This window comes from Bradyrhizobium sp. 170 (assembly GCF_023101085.1).
Classification (GTDB): Bacteria; Pseudomonadota; Alphaproteobacteria; order Rhizobiales; family Xanthobacteraceae; genus Bradyrhizobium.
Map to the genome: position 1 here is coordinate 7,708,905 of NZ_CP064703.1, position 17,730 is coordinate 7,726,634.

Genomic DNA, 17,730 nt, shown 5'->3' on the forward strand with positions numbered 1-17,730 from the left:
CCAAAAAAATGGAACGCTCGACGTGCTCGACAAATCCGCCGCAGTGACCGCGCCGCCCACGACCGTGACCCGCACCGAAAGCGCGGTACCACGAGCTTTGCAAAAATATCTCGTGCTCGACGATTTCGAGCCGGTGGCGCGGCGCCGGATTCCAAAATTCCTCTACGGCTACATCTCCGGCGGCGCCGAGACCGACGCTGCGATGCGCGACAACCGCAAGGCTTTCGACGAATACGGTTTTGTGCCGCGCGTGCTCAACGACGTCTCCGGCCGCGACCAGACCACCACGCTGTTCGGCAAGACCTATGCCTCCCCGTTCGGCATTCCGCCGATGGGCTCCTCGGCGCTATCAGCCTATCGCGGCGATATCGTGCTGACGAAGGCCGCCAGGTCCGAGAACGTGCCGATGATTCTCAGCGCCTCGTCGCTGATCACGCTGGAGGATGTGCGCGCCGCCAACCAGGCGGCGTGGTATCAGGCCTATCTCGCCGGCCTGCCGGAGCGGATCGAACCGCTGGTCGATCGCGTGGCGGCGGCCGGCTACGATACCTTCGTCGTCACCGCCGACGTGCCGGTGCCGCCGAACCGCGAGAACAACATCCGCAACGGCTTTCAGGTGCCGCTCGCGATCACGCCGCGCGTGTTCTGGGACACGGTCACGCATCCGCACTGGCTGTTCGGCACCTGGGCGCGCACGCTGATGAATTTCGGCATGCCGCATTTCGAGAACATGGATGCCAAACGCGGCCCGCCGGTGCTGGCGAAAAACCTGATGCGCAATATCGGCGCCCGCGACCAGCTCGCCTGGAAGCATGTCGAACTGATCCGCAAGAAGTGGAAAGGCAAGCTCGTCGTCAAGGGACTGGTCTCGCCTGCGGATGCGCGCAGGGCGCGCGAGTGCGGCGTCGACGGCGTGATGCTGTCCAACCATGGCGGCCGCCAGCTCGACTACACGATGTCGGGCCTGCGCACGCTGCCGGAGATCGCGGCCGAAGCGAAGGGCATGACAATCATGGTCGACGGCGGCATCCGCCGCGGCACCGACGTGATCAAGGCGCTCGCGCTCGGTGCGCATTTCGTCTGGATCGGCCGTCCGTTCCTCTATGCCGCGATCGCCGGCGGCGAAGCCGGCGTGCAGCGCGCGATCTCGCTGCTGAAGGCCGAGATCGACCGCGATCTCGCGCTATTGGGCATCCGCAAACTCAGCGAGATCACGCCGGACCTGGTGCGAAAGTTCTAAAGGCTACCGTTGACCGTCATGCACTGAAATCGCGTCGACCGAGAGCCCGCCGATGCGCGCGTGCGTCCGGCCGCCGGTCGCCATGACAAGCCCGAACACGATCTCGTCGCGCCGCGGCGCGTCCCAGATCGTCATCTCGGCGGTGCCGAAATGGCTGCGGACATAGGCCGCCTCGATATGGCCGAGCGGCACCATCAACCGGGTGCCCACCGCGCCGATCGTCTTGGCCGCAGGCACGATCGCCCTGGCCTGCGCGATCACTTCGCGGATCGCCGCACCACCGGCCTCGTGCCAGACCGCGCCGTGTTCGAGTTCGCCGTCGCCGCCGACGATCGCGCCCTTGCCATAGGCTTCGATGGCGTCCTTGCCGCCCAGCCGCTCGCACAGCGTCCGGGCCAGTTGCCGGCCGAGATCGCGCAAGCCGGCCTGAAACGGCATCAGGTCCGGCTCATAGCGGCCGGCATGGGGATTGTTGATGACGGCGAGCGCGGTGCCGATCAACAGCGGCTGCGCCCGGCGCGGCCCGCGCTCGTGCCAGATTTCCTCGATCGAGAGCTGCGTCTTGCGGATATCGTAAGCCGTCACGACTGCGCGCTCTCATCGACGACGGGATTACGCAGCACGCCGATCTTCTCCACTTCGACCTCGACGACATCGCCCGGTACGAGGAACATCGGCGGCTTGCGCGTAAAACCGACGCCAGCCGGGGTGCCTGTTGCAATGACGTCGCCCGGCATCAGGTCGAAGATCTCGGAGGCGTAGTTGATCAGCCGCGGAATCGAGAAGATCAGGAACGAGGTGTCCGATTTCTGAACCGTGTTGCCGTTGATGCGGGTCTCGAGCTTGAGTTTCGTCGGATCGGGCAGTTCGTCCGTCGTCACCATCCAGGGCCCGAACGGTCCCGTGCCGACGAAATTCTTCCCCGCCGCGATCTGCTGGGCGTGCCGCTGATAGTCCCGCACGCTGACGTCGTTGTAGATCGAATAGCCGGCGACATGGCCCATGGCATCGGCCTCGGAAATATGGCGGCCGGGCTTGCCGATGATCACCGCAAGCTCACCCTCCCAATCCAGATGGGTCGACACTTTCGGCCGGATCACCGGCGCGTCATGCCCGACCTGGGAGCGCCAGACCCGCAGGAAGATCGGCGGAAAGGCCGTGAGCTCGCGCTGCATGCCGTGGGCCACCGCCTCCTGGTGGTGGTCGAGATAGTTGCGTACGGCGCAAACGATTTTCTCGGGGCGCGGAATGACCGGCAGGTATTTGACGTCGGACAGCTTCAGGTCCGGCTTGTGCCCGGCCACGATGCCATCGCGCTTTTCGAAATCGGAGCTACCGATGAAGTCCTGCAGCGTGGCGTAAGGGAGTTTGCTGCCGAGATCGACCACGCCGTCACCGGCGATCGCTCCCCAGGTCTCCCGGCCATTGTTCAGAAATGAGAGCAGCCGCATGCGACAGACATCCTTCTCGTTGGCGAATGAATTTCGCTAAAAGATATTATTTTCGAAATTATTGCTGAGCGCAACCGAAATTCGTCACCAGAGCGCCCTCGTTGAACTCTTTGTTGGGATGGGCCGCCATCGACCCGCCCGCAGGCCAATAGCGGAGCTGACGCCCGGCGCCTGGCGCGAGCCTGAGCGCCGCCGTGGTCATTTTTCCTCGCAGCAAAAGGCACGCCATCCCTGACCAGCAGAATCCCGTTGCAATAACTTTCGTAATAGGCAATATTTTCGAAAATAATTGAATCGCGACTGAAATTGGGGGCTGCGTTCGCATGAAGGCTGTATTCATGAAGGCTGTATTCATGAAGGCTGTATTGGTGCATCGTCCGGGAGGCCCGGAGGCGCTCGACTATACCGAGGTGCCGATGCCGGCCCTGGGCGAGCGGGACGTCCTGATCCGTGCGAAGGCCTTCGGCGTCGGCCAGCCGGACAGACTGATCCGCAGCGGCGTCTACAAATGGATGCCGCCACTGCCGGCCAATCCCGGCAACGACGTCGCCGGACAGATCGAAGCCATCGGCGCGCAGGTGACCGGGGTCTCGGTCGGCCAGAGGGTGCTGCTGAGCGCGCGCGACCTTGCCCAGCGTGGTGGCTGCTACGCCGAATATGTCGCCGCGCCTGCGGATGCCGTGCACGTGCTGCCCGAGAACGTCGCGTTCGAGGACGCCGTTTGCCTGCCGAACTACCAGGTCGCCTGGGCGCTGCTGAATAATTGCGGCTCCTGCACGCCGCCCCACTCCGCCCTCGTCATCGGTGCGGCCGGCGGAGTCGGGACCTCGCTGGTGCAGCTAGCGAAAATCGCCGGGATGAAGGTGATCGGGACCGTCAGCACCCCGGAGAAGGCCGCCTTCGCGCGCAAGATGGGAGCGGACGAGATCATCTTCTATCGCGACGAGGACGTCGTCGTCCGCACCCGCGCGCTGACCGGCGGACGCGGCGTCAGCCTCGTGCTCGATCATGTCTGCGGCCCGGAATTCTATTCCTATCTCGGCGCGCTCGACAAATGGGGCACCGTCATATCCTACAATGCGTTTGCCGGACTGCCGACGGAAAACCTGATGGGCGAGATGCGGAAGTATCTCGATATCTGCCCGGCAATCCGCTGCTTTTCCTTTCACATCTATGATCACGACCGCGAAGGCCGGCGCGACATCATGCGCAGGATGATCGGCTATCTCGCCGATGGCGCCATTCGCCCGTCGATCTTCAAACGCTTCAAGCTCTCGCAAGTGCGCGCTGCGCATGAACTGCTCGATTCGGGTGCTGCATTCGGCAAGATCGTGATGACACCGGACTGAGACGGGCTGGACGCCCGCACCGCCAGAGAGTTTGCCTGATTTAAAGAGGCCACGAGATGATCAAGGTCAAGCGACTGCGACACGTCAGCTTTGCGAGCCGGAGCGTCGAGGCGCAACTCGATTACTATCGATCCATCATCGGGCTCGCCGTGATCGGGCGGGACGACCGCCGGGTTATTCTCGGAACGGAGTCCGATGAACTCACGCTCGTTCTCGAGCACGGCTCGGCTTCGCGCTTGACCGCCATTGCCTGCGAGGTTGCTCCCGGGCTCGATCTCTCCGACCTGCAAAAGTCGCTGGCGAGCCTCCATATCACATCGGAAATCAGGAGCGACACGGCGCCCGGAATACCGAAGACGCTGGTCTTCAACGATCCGGACGGGCTTCAGATCGAATTGTTCTCCAGCTGGGATTTCTGCAAGCCGGTCGAACCCATCCGCGGCCTGGCAGTCGCCAAGCTCGGTCACGTCGCGCTCTATACGCCCGACCCGGAACGGACCGCAAAATTCTTTGGCGACGTTCTCGGCTTCCGCGTTTCCGACCGCATTGAGGAGAACTTCGTTTTCCTGCGGTGCGGCGTCGAACATCACGCGATGAATTTTGCTCGCGGTGCGGAGGCGCGCATCCACCATCTGGCGTTCGAATTGCGCGACGCCTCGCACATGCATCAGGCCTGCGATCTGCTCGGACGCAACAAATTCCAGATCCTCTGGGGACCGGTACGGCACGGACCCGGTCACAACGTCGCGGTCTACCACCACAATCCAGACGGCTATTTGATCGAGCTCTATTACAGCATGGACCTCATGCTCGACGAAGAGCTCGGCTATTTCGAGCCTCGCCCCTGGCATCACGATCGTCCGCAGCGGCCGAAGACCTGGGTGGGACTGCCGCGCGACGTCTGGGGCGTCGGCCCGGCCAAGGAAGCCAGCGAATTTTCTCCGACGATGCGCGGCGTGAAGTAATCGCGCCGCGTCACGACCAGCCGAAACTGACGTCAAAAACAAAACTCTGGGGATGAAACAAGATGGCTCGATCGTTGAACGTCCTTCGCGGACGATTGTATACCCTGCGTTACATCGCAGTCGCGGCGATAAGTCTGGCGTGCCTCGCGCCCTCGATCGCCACCGCGCAAACCTATCCCAACCGGCCGATCCGGCTGCTGCACGGCTTTGCGGCCGGCGGCGCCGCCGACACCATGGCGCGCATCGTGTCCGACGGACTTTCCAAGCGGCTGGGTCAGCCGGTGGTGGTGGAAGCCAAGCCGGGCGCCGGCGGCAATCTCGCGGCAGACGCCGTCGCCAAAGCCGCGCCGGATGGCTACACGATCGGCCTCGTCACGGGGGCGCATGCGATCTCGGGCGCGCTCTACAAGCAGCTCGCCTATAGCCCCACCGACAGTTTCGAGATGCTGTCGACGATGGTGTATTACGCGCTGGTGATCGCGGTTCGCGCCGACCATAAGGCGAAGACACTGGCGGACCTGATTGCGATAGCGAAAGCCAAGCCCGACGACCTGAGCTACGGCTCGGTCGGTTTCGGCAGCACGCATCACCTCGCCGGCGAGTTGTTGAACATCACCGCCGGCACCAGGATGGTGCACGTCCCCTATCGCGGTGACTCACTGACCGTCACGTCCCTGCTCGCCGGAGACGTTCCCGTGATCGTCGGGACCACCGTGCTGCTCGCCGGGCAGATCGAAAGCGGCGCGATTCGCGGCCTCGCGGTCACCTCGCCCGCACGCACAAAACTGCTGCCGAATGTGCCCTCCGCGCAGGAAGCCGGCGTCAAGGGATTCGATGTGCGGACCTGGGCCGGGCTGGTGGCCCCCAAAGGCACGCCGCCGGACATCGTGAAACGGCTGCATACGGAGATCCAGTCGATGCTTGCCGACCCCGCGGCGAAAACGGCGCTGGAGACGGCAACCGGCGGCGAAGTCCGCAGCAGCACGCCGGAGGAGATGCGCGCGCTGATAACGTCCGAAACCGACAAATGGTCGAAAGTGATCAACGACGCCGGCATTCCGCGCATCTGAGCGGCTTGCGAGGTGCCGTAGCCCGGATGGAGCGCAGCGTAATCCGGGAAAGCTTGACCGCGGTAAGACTGCCCCGGATTGCGCTGCGCTCCATCCGGGCTACGGGACCTTGAACTTGCTGTAGGCTTCCCTGGTCGCGATGATCACGTGCTCGGCGCAGCCGTTGGTGCGGTGCGGATCGCAGCGGTTTTCGTAGTCCGCCGACGTCATCATGTCGATAAAGGCGGCAACGGTCGGATAGTACACCAGCGCCAGATAATCCCAGGTGTTGCCGGCTTCGAGTCCCAGCGCGACCGCCTTGGCGTCGCCGGTCCATAGCAGAGTGCCGCCACGGGCCTTGATCATCGGCACAGTGAGCGCGCTGTAGCGCAGATAAGCGTCCCATCCGGATCCATCGCCGTCGAGCGAGCGCTCGCGAAACCGCATCAGGTTCACCATTACCACCGGCGCCAATGGATCGAGCTCCTGCAGGCCCTTCACGTTCAGCAAGTCCACAGCCATCGACGGTACCTCGCGACAATCTTGGGACATTGTAGCATTGCATGCGCGGGACTTGTCGCGCGGCGGAAAATCCGGCCCTACTGGGCCGGCGACCATGACCCAGCCCGCACCAGCGCCGCCTGCCCTCGATCCGGTCCGGTGGCTGAACAACCAGCCCTATTTGCTGTTGACCCTGACCTCGCTGTTCTGGGCCGGCAACATCGTGCTGGCGCGCCATGTCGCCGGCCACGTGCCGCCGTTGACGCTGTCCTGCGTCCGCTGGATCGGCACCTTTCTGATCCTGCTGCCCTTTGCCTGGCCGCATCTGAAGCAGGACTGGCCGGTGCTGCGCGCGCATCTGCCGATGATGCTGTTTCTGTCGCTGGTCGGATTCGCCTACAACAACGCGATCTCCTACTGGGCCCTGCAATATACCGAGGCGCTGAACGCGCTTTTGATCCAGTCGGCGGGACCGCTGTTTGTCGCGCTGTGGTCGCTGGCGCTGTTCGGCGTCCGCCTGACCGGCGCGCAGCTCGCCGGCATCACCATCTCGCTTTTCGGCGTGCTGACCATCATCCTGCGCGGCGATTTCAGCGCGCTCGCCAGCATCAGCTTCAACCGCGGCGACCTGATGTTTGCAAGTTCACTGGTGTCGTTCGGATTGTACTCGGCGCTGATCCCGCGCCGGCCGGTGACGCACGCGCTGTCGCTGATTTCATTCACCACCTGTTGCGGCGCGCTGATGCTGGTGCCGTTCTCGATCTGGGAATTCTCGACCGGCGTCACGCTGAAGTTCGACTTCATTTCGATGGCGACGCTGGGCTATGCCGTGATCTTTCCCTCGACGCTGGCCTATCTGTTCTTCAACCGCGGGCTGGCGCTGATCGGGCCGAACCGCGCCGCGCCGTTCTTTCATCTGGTGCCGGTATTCGGCTCGGCGATGGCGATCCTGCTGCTCGGCGAGCAATTGCGGTTATTCCACCTGGTGGGCTATGCGCTGGTGCTGGCCGGCGTCGTGATCGCCTCCAGGCGGGCTTCGGCAAAGAAGGCTTGAGCTGGTCTGCGGCGTGACGCCGTACCGGCTTCCCCTTTCGATCCCGGCAGGCTAGCTTGCCGGCCAATGCATTATAAAAACAGCTGAGGAAACAACGATATGTTCGCGTTATGGAAACGGTACCGGCACGTCGCCGCAGTGGCTCCCCTGATGCTGGCGATGACCGCCACGGCTTCCGCGCAGGCGCCCTACCCGAACCGCAACATCACGCTGGTGCTGCCGTTCGCCGCCGGCAGCGGCACCGACACCACGACGCGCCTGATCGGGAAAGAAGTCGGTGTCGCGCTCGGCGTCAGCATGGTGATCGAGAACAAGGCGGGCGCCAACGGCTCGATTGCGGCGAGCCATGTCGCCCGCTCCGCGCCCGACGGCTACACGCTGTTCGTGACGACGAATACGTCGCATTCGGCCAATCCGTATTTGCTGAAGAACATGACCTACGATCCGGTCAAGGATTTCACGCCGATCGCCCGCACCGGCGACCTGCCCTTCATGCTGGTGATCCATCCCGACGTTCCGGCAAATTCGGTGGCCGAGCTGATCGCGCTGGCCAAGAAGGAGCCGGGCAAATACTCCTACGCCAGCGGCAGCTCGTCGGCGATCGTGTCGGGCGCAACCTTCGCCCGCCTCGCAGGGATCGATCTGCTTCACGTCCCCTACAAGAGCTCGCCGCCGGCGCTGACCGATCTGATCGCCGGCCGCGTCTCGATGATGTTCATCGATGTCCCGACCGGCCTGCCCCATGTCAACGCCAGGGCGCTGAAGGCGCTTGCGGTCACCACCAAAAAGCCCTCGGCCCTGCTGCCGCACCTGCCCACCATGGACGCCACGGTGAAGGGTTTCGACATCACCTCATGGCAGGGCTATTTCGGCCCGGCCAACATGCCGAAGGATGTGGTCACCAGGCTGAACGCGGAAATCCGCAAAGTGGTCGAACGGCCCGACATCAAGAGCCAGCTCGCCGAGCGCGGCATGGAGGCGTTCTCCGGTACACCGGAAGAGTTCGACGGGTTCGTGAAGGAGCAGCTCGTGGTATGGGAGAAGCTGATCACGGCGGCAGGGATCGAGAAACAGTAGGGTAAGACGGCGCTGCGTGGGGTTGCTGTCTGGATTTGATGCTGATCAAGTTCAGCAGCGCCGCGGTCGCAATCATCGCCGCGATGCCAACGAGACTCACCGCTATCTGCATCGCAAGCCCGTCCGAGATGTTGGACAGCGCCATGTGGCCGGCGAACGCCAGCAGAACACCGAGGCAGTAGATTGGCAGCGAGTTCTGGCCACAGCAGATCGCGCCGAGCATCACCGGCGTCGTCAGCCCTCGCCAATTGCGAGGCAGGAACCATGCTGCCAAAGCCGCTATGGCCAAAAAATGCAGCAATCGCAATGGATGGAGATTCGATTTATCCAATGGGTGCAGCTTCACCAGCGCCTGCGGGATCAATGCTTCCAGCGGTTTGATGCGCCAGCTCAATGCGATGACCAGGCTGAAGAGCAGATACAGGACGGCAAGTCCAAGCACCGCGCGTGACGCGACCAACGGCCGGACTCTCTTGTCATCGAGCATCCACCACGCGCCAAGCACGACCAGCAGCTGCCAGGCCAGCGGATTGAAGGCCCAATGGCCGCTCGGCCCCGCCGGGACGGTCCAGCCGAAGACCTGCACCAGCGCATAAAGCGCCAGCGACGCGCCAAGCGTCACGTTCGGCCACCGCAGCAGCAGCCACAGCAACGGCGCGAACAAGAGATGAAGAAGCACGAAGATCGGCAACACGTCGGTATTGACCGGCCGGTATTGGAGTATCGCCGCGTGCGCGAGCGTCGCGCCGGGATGGTCCAATAGAATGCGCGTATTGCTTTCGTCAGCAAGACGGCCGCCGCCTGCGAGGTGAACCAGGATGGCGCAGGCGATCGTGAGCAGCAGGAATGCGACATAAATGTCCCAGCTTCGCCGAAGTGTCCGGCGGATCACTGCGGTCCAGCCCTCGCAGCGCCATGCCTTGCCGTAGGCCAGCGCGCAGGTCACGCCCGAGACGAACATGAATATTTCCGCGGCATCGCCGAAGCCGTAGTTCCGCAGCGTCAGCCAGCTTCCGATGTTGTTAGGGACATGATCAAGAAATATCCACCACAGCGCGATGCCTCGGCAGGCATCTATTCGCAGGTCGCGGGCGTGGCCTTTCAGCTCCGGAAGCTCGCCGACGATTGGCTTGGGGATGGTGACTCGATCGTGCATCTGGGTTATCCCAAGCCGGCAAACTGGACCTGCCGCTGGAGGCTCTGGTGTGAGCTGGTTCACCTTCAAAGATTATTTTTGCGCTGTCACTTGAGACAAATCTGCGCGCCAACGTTGAGCGTCGCTGGCTTCGCAATTGATCCGTTGAGCTACGCAATTACGGCCGCCCGCCTTCGGCGCTTGACGATTTCTCCTCAAGTCGGCTCTTGGAGAAGAGCGTTTGTGCGCGACGGCAGTCTCAGGTTGATCGGCCGAGGATGAGCTTTCGTGACTGTGACACGAAGACATCGCCCGCAAGAAGTAACGGCGGGCACTCTGCAAACGAACTTAGGATTCTGCTCGGACGTCAAACCGTCGTCCTCCGTTACGAGGCGAGAAACAGCCATACGATCTCCACTGTGCAGCAAATCAAGGGGCGGGGTCGAGGTCGAGGTATTCCGCAACACCAAAACGAGCAGCCAGCTTATCCGCACTGCGGCTCTGCGAAGAAACAGTCCCTTCGGTGTAGCGTAGTCATCGCCCTCGGCCGATGAGCCTTTCGAGATTTCCGGAGCGCCCCCGTGCGAAACGGCGTGCATAGCATCGTACATGTAACGCTCCTGCTTCGTTGAGCGTTCGCACGATGAAGTCCGGATGTCGCAGAACTTTGCCGACCGCTGCCGGGAATTGTCGCGATCTGTCTCAGGAATACTGCATTGGATAGTTCGCGACAGTTGCGGCCTCGGTAATGGCCACTCCCGTCATCCGCTCTTGAATGACCTTGCTCTCAATGCGGCTTCTTAAGTTGCATCAAGCCTGAACAGGCATACGGGTCTGCGACAATTTGCGACAAAGATGGCTCACCGGGACAATGTTCTGCGACAGCTTGTGCCTAAATTGTTTCAGCCAGATCGGGGAATCATGCACATGAGGCCGGTTCCTGCTCGGATCGGCCGGCATCGGCATCGGGATCCTGCGATCCCGATCCGATGCCGCGGCGCTGTAAGTGAAGCCAGCCACAAGCATTTGATTTCGGTCGATCATATGCGGCCGATACATTCTGATACACTTTTCCGATGGGTTGGGTGCAGGACTTCAGTATGATCCGGGACGGAGCAAACTAGATGGACTCGGCACCTCACATCGCCGTAGTGGACGATCATCGCGATATTCGCGATCTGGTCGGCAAATACTTGATGCAGCATGGCTACCGCATCAGCCTTGCGGAGAGCGCTGTTGCACTCCGCCGTTTGCTCGAACGAAGTGCTCTGGACCTGGTGGTTCTTGACGTCATGATGCCGGGCGAGGACGGACTGTCTCTCTGCCGCCATCTGCGCAGCACCACGGATATTCCCGTTATCCTGTTGACTGCGATGGCCGAGGAAACCGATCGAATCGTCGGCCTGGAAGTAGGTGCCGATGACTACGTGAGCAAGCCATTCAATCCCCGCGAACTTCTCGCCCGTATCAAAGCGGTGCTTCGACGAGTCCAAAGCCTGCCGCCGCAAAAGGGGCGGCTCGCGACCAAGGTCGTGCGCTTCGATCGGTGGACCTTCGAGGTCAGCCGGCGCGAGCTGGTTGGACACGACGGCGTCGCAGTGCCGCTCAGCACTGCGGAGTTCCGCCTCTTGTGCGCATTTCTCGATCATCCGGGCCTGGTACTCAGCCGCAATCAGCTCCTTGACCTGACGGTCGGCCGAGATGCCGATCCATTCGACAGGAGCATTGACAATCAAGTCAGCCGCTTGCGGAAGAAGATCGAGGCTGACCCGAAAGTACCAGCATTGATCAAGACTCACTGGGGCGGTGGATACAGCCTCGCCGCACAGGTCGAGCAACCATGATGAACTTATGGAAGCGTAGTCTTGCGGCCCGTTTCATCTGTTTCACGCTGCTGTCCCTCGTGCTGTCGCAAGCAATCGTGTTCTTCATTTCGTGGGATGAGCACGGGCAGACGATTCGAAAGGCCGCCAAGGGCGAGATACTCAGCCGGTGCGCTTCGCTCGCCCGAGTGTTGGAGGCCACGCCTCCGGCGCTTCAAACCGATATCCTTAGCGCCAGTAACACCAGTACGGCGAGATATTGGATATCGACCAACGGTCTGAAGGATGCCTCCGCGTGGCGAGAGGAGGCATGGGAGCGTTTGGCTCAGCCATTGCCGCGCGTGTCCTTTCCCGGCCATACCGTGCCGGCCGAAGCGAGACTGGATTTCGCCCGAAATAATGCCAGCAGTGGCAGCGCCTCCTCCTCGCAATGGATCGATTTAAGGCCGGAAGCCTGGCCGCTGTCTCGACCAGCGAAATTTCTTTATCTCGATGACGCCACCGGCATGGGATTGGCCGTCCGGTTGGCGAACGGTGCATGGCTGAACACTGCATTTGCCAAACCCGCGCAAGACGGCTTCTGGACCTCCAAATCCACCCTTGCGCTCGGCCTTTCGGCGTTGTCGTTGTCGATCATTGCCGTATTCGCCGCTCGAGGCATTGCGCAACCGTTGCGCCGCCTGGCCGTGGCGGCCGAAGCCCTCGGCCGTGGTCAGGAGATCGTACCGCTGCCGGAAACCGGCCCCGACGATATCCGACGCACCGCCGAGGCATTCAATCGCATGCAAGCGCGCCTGCACCGTTTCGTCGACGACCGCACCAAAATGCTGGCCGCCATCGGCCATGACCTGCGTACACCCCTGACCTCGCTCCGTTTGCGCGCAGAATTCGTGCCCGACGACGACGTTCGCGAGAAAATGCTCTCCACAATTTCGGAGATCCAGACGATGACGGAGGCAACCCTCGCATTCGCTCGCGAAGATGCAACCGCAGAAAACACGCGGACCGTGGACCTCTCAGCTCTCGTGGAAAGTCTCTGCGACGATCTCGCCGAACTCGGTTATGACGTCTCTTTCTCCGAGGGACAGAAGATCAGCTACAGCTGCCGACCGGACGCACTGCGCCGCGCATGCCGTAACCTCGTCGAAAATGCCGTTCGTTATGGCGAGCGGGCGCGCGTCAGCGTGGAGCGACGAGCAGACAGTATCGAAATCATCGTTTCGGACGATGGACCCGGGATTCCCGATACCGCCAAGGAGCAGGTTTTTACGCCGTTTTTCCGGATGGAGAGTTCGCGGAACCGCGAAACTGGAGGCGTAGGTCTCGGCCTTTCCATTGCCCGGTCTATTGTCCGCCACCACGGCGGAGATATCGCCTTGATCAACCAGAAAAAGGGACTACACGCGGCCATTAGCTTGCCAGCGCTGGATGGCGGGCCGCCTTCCATCAGCCGGCCGGTCACGGTCGCAGGGGCGAAGGACGTCATCAACGCTCTCGAGCCGGCAAAACCTTCGTCGGTGGCCACGATCTTGCAGCGCGCGTCGAAATCATATTGATCACCCAGCAGACCGCCGATGCGCGAAAGGCCGCAGGGATGAGTGCACGCCCTACGCTGCCCGCACCTTGCCCAAGAATTCGTCGACCGCGCTGCGCAGCGCGCCGGACTGGTTGTCGAGTTCGCGGGCGTTGGCCAGCACCTCGGAGGCTGCCTTGCCGGTCGCCGCCGCCGCGGTGGTGACGCCGCCGATATGGGTGGAGATCTCGTTCGATCCGGCCGCCACCGACTGAATGTTGCGGGCGATCTCGCGGGTGGCGCCGCCCTGCTGCTCGACGGCGGTCGAGATCGAAACCGTGATCTCGCTCATCTGCGAGATGGTTTCGGTGATGCCGCCGATCGAGGCCACGGCTTCGCTGGTGGAAGCCTGCATGGCCGCGACCTGGGAGGAGATTTCCTCGGTCGCCTTCGCGGTCTGGTTGGCGAGCGCCTTCACTTCCGACGCCACGACCGCGAAGCCGCGGCCGGAATCGCCGGCGCGCGCCGCTTCGATGGTGGCGTTGAGCGCGAGCAAATTGGTTTGAGCTGCGATCGAGTGGATCAGCTTGACGACTTCACCGATCTTCTCGGCGCCGGTCGAGAGCGCGCCGACGGTGGCGTTGGTGCGTTCGGCGTCGCTGACCGCCTTGCTGGCGATCTCGCTGGAGCGCGCTACCTGACGGGAAATCTCGGTCACCGAGCTGGAGAGCTCTTCGGCGGCGGAGGCCACCGTGCCGACATTGTCGGACGAACGCTGCGATGCCGCGCCGACGGTCGCAGCCCGCGCGCTGGCGTCGCTGGCGGTGGTGGTCATGGACTGCGCGGTGGTCTGCATGCCGGCGGCCGCCGTCGACACCGAGCGCACGATGCCGGTCACGCTGCGTTCGAAATCGCTGGCGATGCTTTCCATCGCCGCCCGCCGTTCGGCCTCGGCGCGCGCCTGCACCTCGGCTTCCTTCTGCTCAAGCCCGCGGATGCGCACCGCATTGTCCTGGAAAATCTGGACGGTCTTGGCCATCGCGCCGATTTCGTCGCCGCGGCCGATGCCGGGAATTTCGCCGTCCAGACGGCCCTCGGCCAGGTCCTGCATGCGGGTGCCAAGCTGAACGAGCGGCTTGGAAATACTGCGACCGATCATCCAGGCGATGCTGCCTGCAATCAGCGCGATACCGAGAATGGCGAGGCCGAGCACGGCCGCGATCGGCTTCATCTTGGTGTCGAGGTCGTCGAGATAGGCGCCGGTGCCGACGAACATGTTCCAGCCGGGGATCGGAACAGCGTAGGAAAACTTGCGGATCAGGTCGTCTTGTCCCGGCTTGCGGAATTCATAGCGCAACATGATTTCGCCGTTCGCCGCGACACCATCGCGCAGTTCGCGCACCAGCTTCCTGCCGCCCGTGTCGATGTCCATGCGGTTCTGGCCGATCTGAGAGGGAACCGGCGCCAGCACGGCGACGCCATCCATCGTGTAGGCGAACACGTAGCCGTTGCCGTTGTCGAAGGTCAGCGTATTGCCGCGCTTGCTGAACTCGGCAATCGCCGCTTCCTTGGTCATCTGGCCCGCGGCAACCTGCTTCTGCAGGCCGAGCGCCATGTTGCGCGCCATGTCGACGATCGCCCTGGTCTGCTCGACCCGCGCATTCAGCATCTCACGCTGCATCAGATAGCCCGCGAGCAAGCCGGCGACGCAGAGGCCGAGCAGGGTCACACCCACCAGAATGCCGAGCTTGGGGGTGATCTTGAGATTGGTGAGCTTCACGGGGATCTCCGGAAATAGGCGCGTGGCGCGCGATTGGCCGATTGATTTGGCGCACAATATCGTGAGACCCTTTAGCGCTTTGTTACGAAGACCAGCGGAAACCCGGCTGAAAACACCGCTTCCAATCGATGCAGCAACCGGCGATTGTAGCAGGGGGCGGTCAGGTCGCGTAAAAGATGAAGTTGCGTAAAAGAATCGGGCGGCGCCCGCCGCCCTGAACCAACACCGAAGAATAAAATCGGGAGCAGGAAATGCCGAATTTCAAGGTGGTGACGCCGAAGGGCGCGAGCTTCACGGTGGCCGGCGGCGGCTACGACTATGAGAAGGAAGCGCTCGACCCGATCGGGGCCGAAATCATCGAGGCGCCGGCCAACGAGGCGGAATTCATCGCCGCCGCAAAGACCGCGGATGCGATCTACGCCAAGGGCATGCCGATCACGAAGGCGGTCATCGACGCGCTCGAAAACTGCAAGGTGATCACGCTCGGCAGCGTTGGCGTCGACTCCGTCGACGTCAAGGCCGCCACCGCCCGCGGCATTCCCGTCACCAACATCCCCGACACCTTCATCGAGGAGGTCGCCGACCATGCCATGATGCTGCTTCTCGCTGGGTTCCGCCGGCTGGTCGAGCAGGACAAGATGGTGCGCACCGGCCGCTGGTCGGAGGGCCGGCCGGCGCTTTTGAAGATCCCGCGGCTGATGGGCCAGACGCTTGGCTTCATCTCGTTCGGCCGGGTGGCGCGCGCGGTCGCCAAGCGCGCCGCCCCGTTCGGACTGCGCATGATGGCCTACGACCCCTTCATCCAGGAAACGCTGATGTACGACCACGGCGTGATCCCCTCGACGCTGAACGAGGTGCTGTCGCAGTCGGATTTCGTCTCGATGCATGCGCCGGCGCGGCCTGAGGTGCATCACATGCTCACCGAGAAGCATTTCCGCCAGATGAAAAAATCCGCCGTCTTCATCAATACCGGCCGCGGCGCCACGGTGGACGAGGAATCGCTGATCAAGGCGCTGCAGGAGGGTTGGATCGCGCATGCCGCGCTGGACGTGCTGGAAAAGGAGCCGCCGTCCCACAACAACCCGATGCTTTCGATGGAAAACGTCACCCTGACCGCGCATGTCGCCTCTGCGTCGGCACGTTTTGACGAGGCGCGCAAGCGCCGCGTAGGCTACGAATTGTCACTGGTCCTGCAGGGGATGTGGCCGGTAAGCTGCGTCAATCCGTCGGTGCTGCAAAACACCGCGCTCCGCCGCTGGCAGCCCGTCAGCATGGATCGCGGCCCGAACAGCTAGAGCGGCAAAAGGCGTTTTGAACGACAGGTTCACCAGCGATTCAACGCCGGGAACCAGAACAGGGAGAGAAGCATGAAGAACGACATCACCCGTCGCGATGCGTTGGCTTTGGGCGTTTCCGCCGCCGCGCTGGCCGCGACCGGCGCGTCTGCCCAAACCGCATCCGCCATCAAGGCCGCCGACGTCCCGGCCCCCAAGTTTGCGATCGAGAAAGGCGCGTCCTTGCGCATGCTGCGCCCGGTCCGTTTCGTGCAGGCCGACGAGGACGTGTTCCGCGCCAACGCAAAAGCCTTCAGCGACAAGACCGGCATCGAGGTCAAGGTCGACTTTGTCGGCTGGGAAGACATCAACCAGCAGACCGCGGTGACCTCGAACTCCGGCGCCGGCCCCGATATGATCATCGGCTTCTCCGATGCGCCGCACATTTATATCGACAAGCTGGTCGAACTGACCGACGTCGCCGACTATCTCGGCAAGCGCTACGGCGGCTGGCTGCCGCTGGCGCAGACCTACGGCAAGCGCAGCAAGAGCGACGCCTGGATCGGATTGCCGTTCGGAGCCACCGCCGGCCCCCTGATCTACCGCAAATCGGTGTTGAAATCGGTCGGCTACGACAAGGTTCCGGAAGACCATGCCGGAATCCTGGAGCTGTGCCAGAAGCTGCAGAAGGCCGGCAAGCCGGCCGGCTTCGCGCTGGGCAATGCCAAGGGCGACGGCAACGGCTTTGCCAACTGGGTGCTGTGGTCGCACAACGCTTCCCTGCTCGATGAAGAGGGTAACATCATCATCAACAGCAAGGAGACCATCGCCGCGCTGAAGTGGGTCAAGGAACTTTACCCGACCTTTATTGCCGGCACGCCGTCGTGGAACGACGTCAGCAACAACCGCGCCTACTCCTCGCAGGAAATCTCGCTGACCGCCAACGGCGTCTCGCTGTATTTCTCGCTGAAGAACGATCCGGCCACCAAGGCGATCGCCGAGGACAGCGAGCATCAGCTCTTGCCGAAGGGCCTCGCCAAGGTCTCGCCGATGGCGGGCCTGACGCTCAACGCCATGCTGTTCAAGCACAGCCAGTATCCCAATGCCGCGAAGGCGTTCCTGCAATTCATGCTTGAAAAGGAACAATACGAGCCGTGGCTCAACGCCAACTCCGGCTACTGGTCCCAGCCGCTTGTCGCCTATGCCGACTCCGCGGTCTGGTCCGGCGATCCCAAGGTCTCGATCTTCAAGGACACGATGAAGAGCACCTACTACGATGGCTACAAGGGACCGATCTCGACCGCGACAGGTGCGGTCAGCGCCGATTACGTGCTGATCCAGATGTGTGCAGCGGTCGCGACCGGCGCCTCGACCCCGGAAGCCGCGGCCGCGGAGGCGGAGCAGCGCGCGAAGCGGTATTTCCGGCGGCAAGGCCGGTAGCGGCCTCGTTGAATCGCAAATCTGGATCAACCGTCATTGCGAGCGAAGCGAAGCAATCCATAGCGCCACACTGGAAAAA

The 17,730-nt window shown here is 62.7% G+C and carries 16 protein-coding genes; 10 read left to right on the forward strand and 6 right to left on the reverse strand.

The features are described from left to right. Nucleotides 1–22 precede the first annotated feature (22 nt). The gene (locus IVB05_RS35955; protein ID WP_247780776.1) at nucleotides 23–1,240 is read left to right on the forward strand and encodes an alpha-hydroxy acid oxidase; all 1,218 of its coding nucleotides are present in this window, start codon (nucleotides 23–25) and stop codon (nucleotides 1,238–1,240) included. Between the two features lie 3 nt (nucleotides 1,241–1,243). Here IVB05_RS35955 and IVB05_RS35960 read toward each other — a convergent pair whose 3' ends face one another. The 3 genes from IVB05_RS35960 to IVB05_RS35970 are packed head-to-tail and all read right to left on the reverse strand — an operon-like array spanning nucleotide 1,244 to nucleotide 3,031. Then, the gene (locus tag IVB05_RS35960; RefSeq protein ID WP_247780777.1) at nucleotides 1,244–1,825 is read right to left on the reverse strand and encodes an amino acid synthesis family protein; all 582 of its coding nucleotides are present in this window, start codon (nucleotides 1,823–1,825) and stop codon (nucleotides 1,244–1,246) included. Then, nucleotides 1,822–2,691, reverse strand: coding sequence for a fumarylacetoacetate hydrolase family protein (locus IVB05_RS35965; RefSeq protein WP_247780779.1), 870 nt, complete (start codon nucleotides 2,689–2,691; stop codon nucleotides 1,822–1,824). The genes IVB05_RS35960 and IVB05_RS35965 overlap by 4 nt, the downstream gene beginning before the upstream one ends. A gap of 58 nt (nucleotides 2,692–2,749) precedes the next feature. Then, nucleotides 2,750–3,031, reverse strand: coding sequence for a hypothetical protein (locus tag IVB05_RS35970; RefSeq protein WP_247780781.1), 282 nt, complete (start codon nucleotides 3,029–3,031; stop codon nucleotides 2,750–2,752). Here IVB05_RS35970 and IVB05_RS35975 point away from each other — a divergent pair. The 3 genes from IVB05_RS35975 to IVB05_RS35985 all read left to right on the forward strand — a co-directional run bounded on the left by IVB05_RS35975 (nucleotide 3,030) and on the right by IVB05_RS35985 (nucleotide 6,075). Then, entirely contained in the window at nucleotides 3,030–4,040 is a 1,011-nt protein-coding gene (locus IVB05_RS35975; protein WP_247780783.1) for a zinc-dependent alcohol dehydrogenase family protein, read from the forward strand. The genes IVB05_RS35970 and IVB05_RS35975 overlap by 2 nt on opposite strands. A 56-nt stretch (nucleotides 4,041–4,096) precedes the next feature. After that, nucleotides 4,097–5,005 carry a VOC family protein gene (locus tag IVB05_RS35980; protein ID WP_247780785.1) on the forward strand — a complete coding sequence of 303 codons (909 nt, stop codon included), beginning with the start codon at nucleotides 4,097–4,099 and terminating at the stop codon, nucleotides 5,003–5,005. A 62-nt stretch (nucleotides 5,006–5,067) separates the two neighbouring features. Continuing rightward, a complete protein-coding gene (locus IVB05_RS35985) occupies nucleotides 5,068–6,075 on the forward strand; it encodes a tripartite tricarboxylate transporter substrate binding protein (protein ID WP_247780787.1) in 1,008 nt (335 codons plus the stop codon). A gap of 99 nt (nucleotides 6,076–6,174) precedes the next feature. On the opposite strand, the gene IVB05_RS35990 is transcribed toward IVB05_RS35985, so the two are convergent. Further along, nucleotides 6,175–6,576, reverse strand: a complete 402-nt coding sequence (locus IVB05_RS35990) for a DUF1330 domain-containing protein (protein ID WP_247780789.1) — start codon at nucleotides 6,574–6,576, stop codon at nucleotides 6,175–6,177. A gap of 94 nt (nucleotides 6,577–6,670) precedes the next feature. On the opposite strand from IVB05_RS35990, the gene IVB05_RS35995 reads away from it, so the two are divergent. Together IVB05_RS35995 and IVB05_RS36000 are read left to right on the forward strand one after the other, a co-directional pair. Continuing rightward, entirely contained in the window at nucleotides 6,671–7,609 is a 939-nt protein-coding gene (locus IVB05_RS35995) for a DMT family transporter (protein WP_247780791.1), read from the forward strand. A 150-nt stretch (nucleotides 7,610–7,759) separates the two neighbouring features. Further along, the gene (locus IVB05_RS36000) at nucleotides 7,760–8,686 is read left to right on the forward strand and encodes a tripartite tricarboxylate transporter substrate binding protein (RefSeq protein ID WP_247787256.1); all 927 of its coding nucleotides are present in this window, start codon (nucleotides 7,760–7,762) and stop codon (nucleotides 8,684–8,686) included. On the opposite strand, the gene IVB05_RS36005 is transcribed toward IVB05_RS36000, so the two are convergent. After that, a complete protein-coding gene (locus tag IVB05_RS36005) occupies nucleotides 8,658–9,842 on the reverse strand; it encodes an OpgC domain-containing protein (protein WP_247780792.1) in 1,185 nt (394 codons plus the stop codon). The two genes, IVB05_RS36000 and IVB05_RS36005, sit on opposite strands and share 29 nt — an antisense overlap. Before the next feature lie 1,103 nt (nucleotides 9,843–10,945). On the opposite strand from IVB05_RS36005, the gene IVB05_RS36010 reads away from it, so the two are divergent. Together IVB05_RS36010 and IVB05_RS36015 are read left to right on the forward strand one after the other, a co-directional pair. After that, on the forward strand, nucleotides 10,946–11,665 hold the full coding sequence (locus IVB05_RS36010; protein WP_247780794.1) for a response regulator: 720 nt from the start codon (nucleotides 10,946–10,948) through the stop codon (nucleotides 11,663–11,665). Continuing rightward, nucleotides 11,662–13,200, forward strand: coding sequence for an ATP-binding protein (locus tag IVB05_RS36015; RefSeq protein WP_247780795.1), 1,539 nt, complete (start codon nucleotides 11,662–11,664; stop codon nucleotides 13,198–13,200). Before IVB05_RS36010 ends, IVB05_RS36015 begins: the two co-directional genes overlap by 4 nt. 51 nt (nucleotides 13,201–13,251) lie before the next feature. On the opposite strand, the gene IVB05_RS36020 is transcribed toward IVB05_RS36015, so the two are convergent. Further along, complete coding sequence (locus IVB05_RS36020) at nucleotides 13,252–14,937, reverse strand: methyl-accepting chemotaxis protein (protein ID WP_247780797.1); 1,686 nt, start codon at nucleotides 14,935–14,937, stop codon at nucleotides 13,252–13,254. A gap of 251 nt (nucleotides 14,938–15,188) precedes the next feature. Here IVB05_RS36020 and IVB05_RS36025 point away from each other — a divergent pair, with 251 nt between their 5' ends. Together IVB05_RS36025 and IVB05_RS36030 are read left to right on the forward strand one after the other, a co-directional pair. After that, on the forward strand, nucleotides 15,189–16,232 hold the full coding sequence (locus IVB05_RS36025; protein WP_247780798.1) for a C-terminal binding protein: 1,044 nt from the start codon (nucleotides 15,189–15,191) through the stop codon (nucleotides 16,230–16,232). Between the two features lie 72 nt (nucleotides 16,233–16,304). Beyond that, a complete protein-coding gene (locus tag IVB05_RS36030) occupies nucleotides 16,305–17,651 on the forward strand; it encodes an extracellular solute-binding protein (protein ID WP_247780800.1) in 1,347 nt (448 codons plus the stop codon). Nucleotides 17,652–17,730 lie beyond the last annotated feature (79 nt).

Coding starts and splice junctions, on each gene's coding strand:
- IVB05_RS35965 (WP_247780779.1), bottom strand. CDS start 2,691: ATGCGGCTGCTCTCATTTCTGAACAATGGCCGGGAGACCTGGGGAGCG.
- IVB05_RS35975 (WP_247780783.1), top strand. CDS start 3,030: ATGAAGGCTGTATTCATGAAGGCTGTATTGGTGCATCGTCCGGGAGGC.
- IVB05_RS35970 (WP_247780781.1), bottom strand. CDS start 3,031: ATGAATACAGCCTTCATGCGAACGCAGCCCCCAATTTCAGTCGCGATT.
- IVB05_RS35980 (WP_247780785.1), top strand. CDS start 4,097: ATGATCAAGGTCAAGCGACTGCGACACGTCAGCTTTGCGAGCCGGAGC.
- IVB05_RS35985 (WP_247780787.1), top strand. CDS start 5,068: ATGGCTCGATCGTTGAACGTCCTTCGCGGACGATTGTATACCCTGCGT.
- IVB05_RS35990 (WP_247780789.1), bottom strand. CDS start 6,576: ATGGCTGTGGACTTGCTGAACGTGAAGGGCCTGCAGGAGCTCGATCCA.
- IVB05_RS35995 (WP_247780791.1), top strand. CDS start 6,671: ATGACCCAGCCCGCACCAGCGCCGCCTGCCCTCGATCCGGTCCGGTGG.
- IVB05_RS36000 (WP_247787256.1), top strand. CDS start 7,760: ATGCTGGCGATGACCGCCACGGCTTCCGCGCAGGCGCCCTACCCGAAC.
- IVB05_RS36005 (WP_247780792.1), bottom strand. CDS start 9,842: ATGCACGATCGAGTCACCATCCCCAAGCCAATCGTCGGCGAGCTTCCG.
- IVB05_RS36010 (WP_247780794.1), top strand. CDS start 10,946: ATGGACTCGGCACCTCACATCGCCGTAGTGGACGATCATCGCGATATT.
- IVB05_RS36015 (WP_247780795.1), top strand. CDS start 11,662: ATGATGAACTTATGGAAGCGTAGTCTTGCGGCCCGTTTCATCTGTTTC.
- IVB05_RS36025 (WP_247780798.1), top strand. CDS start 15,189: ATGCCGAATTTCAAGGTGGTGACGCCGAAGGGCGCGAGCTTCACGGTG.
- IVB05_RS36030 (WP_247780800.1), top strand. CDS start 16,305: ATGAAGAACGACATCACCCGTCGCGATGCGTTGGCTTTGGGCGTTTCC.